We start from the raw sequence: 8648 nt of genomic DNA, 5'->3' as shown, positions 1-8648 counted from the left end.
GGCACTCCGGCCGTCACGTCCTCGGCCACACCCCCGACGGCGCTCGCGGAGAAGCCGGTCCCCGTACGCGATGCCACGGCCGTCCCCGAGTCCACGGCCACCGCCACACCCGCCCCGGACAAACTCGCCACCCTGTCCCGCCCATGGACCGGCACGGCGACGGACCTGCACCTGGAGTCGGGCAGGAGCGGCACCGAGGGCCGGGGAGCCGACGGACCGGGTACGGGTGCAGGCTTCGGACGCGGACCGGGTGGCGACGCAACCCCGCCGCCCCCGCCCACCTCGCCGGACTCCCACCCCGAGTCGCTCCCGCCGGCGCCCCTTACGCCGGCCCGGATCGTCGTACGCCCCGCCGCCGGTGGCTCCACCGAGAACAGCGGCAACGGTTCGTCACGTCCATCGGGGGAGCCGGCCGTCACCACGCTGGACGGCCACACCGTGCCCGTCGCGCAGCTGCGGCGCCTGATTCCGGACACCGCGGTGAAGCCCCTGCCCGGGCGCGCCGTACAGACGCTGATCATCTCCCAGAGCTCTGCGGAGGATGGCACGGCCCGCGCCGAGGGGCGCCGGACGCTCCTCGGCGCGGACACCTTCCGGGGTGTGCGGACCACCTCCGGAGCCCCGGCCGCCACGGGCGGCGCCGAGGCCCCGCCCGCCCCCCGTACGGTGTTCACCGGCCCGCCGAGTCCGCTTCCCGGCTCCGGCACCGAGCACGGCGCCGACTACTTCGCGGGGCACGGCACCCCCCGCACCGTCACCCTCGGTACCCAGGACGCGGCGCGGCCCACCGTGAAGGTCAGCGGTGTGCAGGTCGGTGAGGTGCTCAAGTCCTGGGCCCAGGAAGGCAGTCAGGACCGGCCGCTGGTGCTGTTCTCCTGCGAGACCGGGCGGCAGCCCGAGGTGGCGGGACTACCGGTGGCCCAGCACGTGGCGAACCGGACCGGACGCCGGGTCCACGCGCCGACCACTGAAGTGGGCACGGCCAGGGACGGCGAGGGCAACGTCCGCGCGGTGCTCACCGAGGGCGAGGACGGACCGGGACGCTGGAGGGTCTTCACCCCGGAGCCCAGCGGCACGGACCTGGACGGTCTGGCACGCGACATCGGCCTCCACACGGGCCCGGGACCGGCCGACGCGTTCGCCCTGACCCGGACCCTCCAACAGGTCCGCACCCTGCGCGAGATCCTCGGCCCTGACGCCGAGCAGCGCCCGGAGAACCGGGAGCTCCTGGCAGGGCTCGCCTTCGTGGACGGCCTGCGCTGGCGCAGCCCGGACAGCGCGGCCCGCTACGGCGACGGCCGCATGACCCCGGACCTGCTGCGCCGGATGGTCATCGACCGGCACGGGGCCACCGGCGGGACCACGGACGATCCGGCGGCCGGTCCGACGGTCGAACAGTACGGCGATTTCCTGCGTGCCGCCGCCGAGTTGAGCACCACGGCCGGGCCCGGCACCACGCTCGACGCCCTGCTCCCCCCGCCGCCGCCCGCGCTCCCGCCGAGCACCCTGGTCACACCGGATGACGTGCGCGGTCTGGCCTACGCGCCCACCGCACAGATCACCTGGTCGCTCTCCGACAGCCCGCTGCCGCTGTCCGAGCTGGCCCTCAGCCCCGAGGACACCGCCGAACTCGCCCGCCGCAGGCCCGACCTGGCGCCCGGGCCGAGCCGCCCTGAGAGCCCCGCCGAGGACGTGACCCTCCTCAGCAGGTCCACGCCCGGCAGCACGGACACCGTGCACGCGGACGGGTCGGCCTTCCGGCGGCTGATCACCCCCGGAGGCGGTAACTGCCTCTTCCGGTCCCTGCTCGACAGCGCGCGCGGTCAGGACGTACCGCCGGCGTGGGCCGCGCGGAACATCGCCGGACTGCGCCGCCTGCTGAGCGACCGGATCACCCGGTCCGAACTGGGTGACACCGTGGCCGTGGCGATCCCGGACCCGGTGTTCGCCGTCGTGGACGACCTGCGGATGCGCGCCCTCGCCGGAGTGCGGGACCCGGCAGAACTGGACCGGATCACCCGGCTCTGGAACCGGACCGCCCAGGACGTGGTCACCGACGGTGACGCCGTCGCGTGGCAGCGGATCCTCCGGGAGAGCGACTACCCGCACCTCGCCGACGTGGCGCCCACCCCGGCCGACGCGTGGCGGCTCGGGGCCAGGGACCTCGTCGCCTCGGCGGCCGAACTGCCCGCGCTGTGGGCCTCTCCCTTCGCCGACCTGCTCCCCGAGGCTCTGGCGCACACGCTCGACCTCGACCTGCGGCTCGTCCAGCCCGACCCGCAGTCGCCGGGCGGCACCTTCGTCAACACGCTCAACCCGGGAGGCCAGGGCGGCGCCCTGCACCTGGCCTACAACGGTACGGACCACTTCGACGCGCTCGTCCCGGCCTCGGCCGCGCTCACGCCCGCGACGGATCGCACCAGCCAGGACCCGATCACCACCCAGGACCCGATCACCACGCAGGATCCACAGCCCACTCAGGCGGCCGTCTCCGGCCCCCTCGGGGAGTGGCCGCGCAGCATGGGCGGGATCACCGACCTCGACGGCCCCGATCCCGAGACCCCCGACCGGGGCGACCCGGTACCGCTGGAGACCCAACTCGAGCGGCACCGCCCGGCACGGCTGCTGACCGGCCAGGACGTCCGGCCGCCGGGCCCGGCGCCGGATACCGTCACCTTCGAGGACGGGAGCCGCCTGCCCACGGTCCTCATCAGCCCCGGCGCCGACCCGGGCGGGACCACGCCGGGCCACCGGACCGGACTCCTCACCGGCGTCGGGAAGACCACCCTGCGCTCGCCCGAGCAGGTGGCGGAGGAGATCCTGGGCAAGCTGCCCGCGAAGCTGCGCGCCCAGTTCGACGAGGCGGACCTGCTGCGGCTGCTGACCGATCAGCCCGGTGCCTTCACCGCTCCGCGCGGCGCGCGCTTCGTGGGCCGGGAGAAGTCCGGGGTCGGCCACGAGATGACGGTCGAGGCCATCCCGTACCACCGCTGGGAACGCTTCTCCGACGTGGACGGTGCCACCGTCCGGCTCGACACCATGCGACGCGGCCAGGCAGGTACGGGCGGCGGGCGCAGCGTCGGCTTCGGCCGGCGGATCGCCGGTGGGCTCAGCATGGGCCCGCCGCTCAACTGGCTGCTCAAGCTCGGCTTCTCACTGGGCTGGACCCGCAGGACCGACTACACGCAGGGCACCCAGGCGTACAACCAGACCGAGTGGCGCGCCCACGAGGGTTCCCACCTCCACCTGGACGACGTCCACTACCGGGTACGGGTGGACCGCGTCACCGAGGCCCCGGCCGCACCGCAGCCGGGCTGGCTGCGCACCCGGGTGCACACCGCCGAGTTCGGGATGCGCGACGGCCTCAGCTGGCGGCTCCCCGACGACATCACCGTGCCCTACACGGGGCCCCGGCGGGCACCGGGGACGCTCACCTTCCCGGACGGGATCGAGCCGGGGATCACCGACACCACCGGGCTGCACCTCGTGGACCCGCCCGAGGACGTGGCCCTCGCCCTCTCCGGTGCGCGCCCGGGGAGTTCGGCACACCGCACCCTGGTCTCGTACGTCCGGCCGGGCAGGCTCCTCGCACTGTTCGGCCGGTTCTCGGGTACCGTCACCGGTCCCGAGCTGACCCGAGGCAGCGGACAGCACCCGCTGGGGCACCTGATCGTGGAGCGGTCGGTACCGCACCGTGCCACCCTGGTCGCCGAGTCGGCCAAGGCGGAGCTGCGCGACCTCACCCAGACCACGTACCAGAACCAGCGCGGCCACGTCCGTGACACCCGGCTGGGCTTCCAGGTCACCGCCGGCCCCAGCTACACGCTCACCGGCGCGGACACCGACGTACGGCTCCAGGGCGGTCCGCTGGTCCGCGTGGACCTCTCCACCGGGCGCGGCCACTACCTCGGCGCCGACGCCGCCCGGAAGACCACCGGCCGCGTCCGCAACCACCCGGTCGCGCTCTACCGGGTGGAGCGCACCCTGATGGTGCGAAAGCCCGGCGAGCTTCCGTCCGCGGCCCGCCCGGTCCGGGTGGTCAGCCTGGACTGGATCTCCACCCAGGACGCGCGCCGCCTCGCGGGCTGGGACGGTCGCACGCCCGGCCGGACCGGCCCCCACCCGGACGCCGAGCCGCCGGTGCCCTGGTACCTCACCCGCGAGGACCCGGTCCACCTGAGCGGCCAGGTACGGGCCGAGGGCTTCCGCGCCGGCCGGGCGGCTCCCCAGGTACAGCCGCCGGCCCAGCCGCAGAGCGCGCAGCCCGCCCCCCAGGACCCCGCACGGGCCTTCGCCGACACCGTCCTGGACACGCTGCACCGCGCCTACCCGTCCCTCTTCGTCCCGCCGTTGATGCTGCGGCACCCGCGGCTGGCCAAGTTCTGGTACGGCGACGGGCGCATGCGGACCGCGCTGCACAACGACCGCCAGGTGCGCGAGGCGCTGAACCGCCCCACCCTGGCGCAGAGCCTGGACGACCTGACCACCACCGGGGTGCCGGTCACCCTCACCGAGGACGGCAAGGTGCGCCGCGGGCACCACACGCTCATCCTCAGGGCGCGCCTCACCGACCGGCGGTTCGAGACCACCATGAGCGAGCGCTCGCTGCGCAACGCGGTGATCGGCACCGAGGTCTCCGGGCAGGGACAGCAGGCCGCCGTCACCCTCTCCGGAGGCGTGGAGCTGGGCGTCTCGCCGCGCGACCACGACAAGGTGCCCGACGTCGGACTGCCCCGCCAGGTCGGCAGCTTGGCGGTCGGGGCTCGTCACGCCAGGACTGACACGAAGACCACCAGGAACACGGTCGCGGTCACCCACGACCACCTGACGTTCCAGACCGGCGCCGATCTCTACAGCTACCAGGTCGAGCTGGGCGCCACGTTCGAGGGACACCGCCGCCCGCGCGGCTGGGCGCGCCTCGCGTCGGTCGGCCTTCTGGGCGCGGGCCTCTTCGTGAGCAAGGTGGAGGAACGGCCCCTGTTCGCCCGGGGCAGCGAGACCGTGGGCCGTGTCGAGCTCGCCGTGCCGGCCGCGCACGGCTCCGAGCACCACGCCCCCGCCGACCCGGCGCCCGCCCGGACGGCACCGGCGGCCACGCCCGCACCCCGGCAGCTCTCCTCCACCGAGGCGGACCAACTCCTCGACGGCACACGCCCGCTGCCGCGGACCGACTCGGTCGACGTGCAGCTCACGGACAGACTTCTGAGCGCGCCGCACGTGGTCCTGAGCGCCGAGGGCGGCCCGCAGCGCCAGCGGCTGATGCAGGACACCGCCGACCGGGCCTCGGGCAGCTCCTGGCACGTCGGCGCTCCCGGCGCACCGGTGCGCACGGCGCTGCGCCGGGCGATGGCGAACCTCGGCATCGCCGGACAACTCGGCCAGTATCTCGGTCCGTTCGGCTCGCGTGTCACGGGGCTCAACGGTGCGGGCCCGTTCCGGACGCACTACCTCAAGGCAGTGGTCCGCGGCGAACTGAGCAACTTCCGGGTCAGGAGCGACCCGAAACCCGCCAGCCTCGAGGCCACCGTCGGCAACGAACACCGGGTCAACGGCGGTGCGAGCACCGTCTCGCGCACCACCCTCGGTCTCCAGGGCGCCGTCATGCCCCTGCAGCAGGCCCCCGGCCGCTCGGCGGTCGTCGGCTCCTACTCGACGGCCATGCAGTACGCCTGGGGCAAGGGCCGCAGTGTCTCCCAGACCCTGACCCGCGGACGCAACACCACCCTCACCTACGCCGGGCGGATGTACCTGGTCGTCGCGGACTCCGCCGAGACCATCGCGGTCCGGGACCGCTGGACGGCCGCCATGGGGGCGGTGGGCACCCGCGCCGGCGCCCGCATCAGCTCCGCGGCCGCGCGGCTCTCCGAAGGGCTCGGCAACGGCCTGGCCCCGCGCAGGGCCGCTGCCGCGCTCCAGCGCATCCGCGACGCGGTGATGTTCCACCTGCCGATGCAGGACGTCATCGAGGCCGGGCTCGCCCCCGACGGCCTGGACACCACCACCCCGCGCAACCTGGGTCGCGGGTACCGGATTCCCCCCTACCTGAGACGCCGCCGGTTCCCCACCCACCCCAGCGGCCGGCTCGACGCCGGGCGCGCGGCGCGGCAGCTGATGGGACAGCTGGAGAGGGCCGGAGTGCCCTCGCACGACCGGGAGCAGGTGCTCCAGCGGCTCTCCCCGGACTTCCTCGCGGCGCACCTCCACGAGCTGACCACCGGCGGGCTCACCCTGCCGGTCCGCCACCGGGCCTGGTCCAGTCCGTTCCACCTGCCGGTCGGCGGCAGCCCCGGTCAGGTCAGGTTCGAGCTGACCCCGGTCACCACCACCGTGGACAGGCTGCGCACCGGCTACGAACTGGAGGACTACCGCACCACCGCCCGCGACGCGGCAGCCGGCGCCTCCCAGGACCGCGGCGCCGACGTGACGCTCAGCGGGGGCGAGCGCGCGGCGGACAGCGGCATCCTCATCGCCAATCCCTCGCTCCAGGGCACCGCGGCCAAGCAGCGTGCGAGCAACCGGACCCAGGCCTCCGGCACCACGGCGATGCCGAACATCGCCACCACCCAGGCACACGCCGAGATCGTCACCGGCTACACCCTGACCGTCACCATGACGGACGCGACCGGTGACCCGCTCACCCCCGGCGTCAGCTCCGTACCCGTCGGCAGCCTCCACGAGATCCTTCCGGCGAGCCTGCTCACCCCGGACGGCGACGGCGCGGACGGTGCGCTCACCGAGCAGGACGTGCCGGAACCCGAGCGCGCGGTGCGGATGCTGACCGCCGACCAGGCACGCCCCGAGGGCATCGCCGCCTGGCGGACCTCCGGCGGCGACACCGGCGGCGCCCCTGATCCGGACATCCTGCCCTTCGACGACCGGATCGGGTCCGGCATCCTCGCCGTCGACATCCGGGGCGCCGCCAACGTGCGGGACGCCCTGACCCTGGCGACCGCGCGCGCCGACGGCCTCGGCGACACCGACCTCGGCAGCCGGCACACCGGCAGGGTCCTCGACGGACGCGTCCGCACGGCACGCCTCACCTCGCTCACCGGCCTCGGCACCGCCCCGGCCCAGGCCCAGCAGGAGGCCACCGCACAGGGCGGTCTGACCTCGGGCTTCCGTGAGGCGCTCGGAGCGAACGGCACGTCCCTGCCCACCCAGGCGTCCTCCCACCTCTTCGGCCAGTCCCACACCGCCGACTCCCGCCTCTACGCGCGGATGCACCGCCGGGGGGCCCGGCTGCTCGCCGTGGAGAACAAGCCGCGCATGGAGGCCATGCAGCGGGCGAAGACCTCCGACGCGCTGGACGCCGGCATCACCGACAACGTCGAGGGTGCGGTGGGCACCGCGCCACTGGCCGGCACCAGCAACGCGGGCGTCACCAACCCGGGTGCCACGGTCCCGATCGCCGGTGCGAACGACGGCACCACGCTCAAGGGCACCGCGGACACCACCCTCGGCACCCACGTCAAGGTCGTCACCGACCGCAGCATGCTCTTCGCCCTTCCGGTGAGCTGGCTCTCCGTGGCCGAGGTGGACCACCGGATCACCGACAGCCGACCGATGTACGCGCTGGGAAAGGCCCGGCGGGGACCGCGGGCCGCCGAGGCGGAGACCACCGCCCTGGTCTGGCTGCGCGAGGACATCGCCCGCGACTACGGCCTCCTGGACGACGCCGCCTTCACCGACGAGGTCCGCACGGCCTGGGACAGCCAGTCCAAGGCGGCCGGCGACCTCGCCACGGCGGAGAAGGGCTACTACGACGCCCGCGCGCGGGCCAGGGAGACCTGGCTCGGCCTGAGCGTCGGCGAGCAGGCCGCGCAGGGGGTCGGCAACTCCGGCGCGCCGGTGCCCCCTTCCCCTGCCGTCGCCGCCTGGCAGGCCGCCCGCGACGAGGTACGCCGCTGGGAGCAGCGCACCGGGACCGCCGCCGCGGACCACCACCGGCTGCACCTCGCCGCCTCCCGGCTCACCGCCCACCACCAGGGTTCGGCCTCGGTCCCGGTGAAGGACCTCCCGCAGGAGTACACCGCGCCCGGCTGGCGCTCCGAGGCGCCCGCGCCGTACACGATCACCGACGGCACCGGGGCCACCCCGCGCACCCTCACCTCGCCGGACCGCACCACGGTGCGCGAGGTGCACGACATGCCGCACGACGGTGCCTCGTTCTTCCACGCGCTGCTCGCCGCCGCCCAGGACCGTGGCCGTCTGCCCCACCTGCTCGGGGACGACCTCGCGGCACGGTTCGCGGCCGGCCCGGGCGACCCGGCGGTCACCGCCGAGGCCATCGGCGCCGCCCGCGACCGCCTCGCCTGGGCGCTGGGCCAGGACGGCAACGAGGATCTCCTCGACGCCCTCGCCCTCGACACCGCGGACACCTTCACCCAGGCCGAGCTCGATGCCGCCGGGGTGCGGCTGACCGCCGCCCAGCAGGCCGAGTTCGACGCCCTCGGCCGCCTGCCGGTGACCCTCTGGCCGACCCCCGCACAGCGGGTGGCGCTGGCGGGCTCGGCCCTCTCACGGCCGTTCGCGGGTGAACCGCGCCAGGACGGCGCGGACGGCGAGCCGGCCCCGCCCGAGCGTCGCGCGGGTGACCACGGCGGCGCCGACCTGCTGCCCGCGCTGGCCGCCCGGGTCCTGGGGACCCC

Annotated in this window: 1 pseudogene; it reads left to right on the top strand. The window is 75.0% G+C overall.

The features are described from left to right. Positions 1 to 8648: pseudogene (locus B9S57_RS22120) on the top strand (hypothetical protein); the annotation flags it as partial.

This window comes from Streptomyces sp. SM10, assembly GCF_002910915.1.
GTDB lineage: Bacteria > Actinomycetota > Actinomycetes > Streptomycetales > Streptomycetaceae > Streptomyces.
The sequence above is the reverse complement of the archived record's forward strand: the minus strand, read 5'-3'. Positions and strand labels throughout refer to the sequence as shown.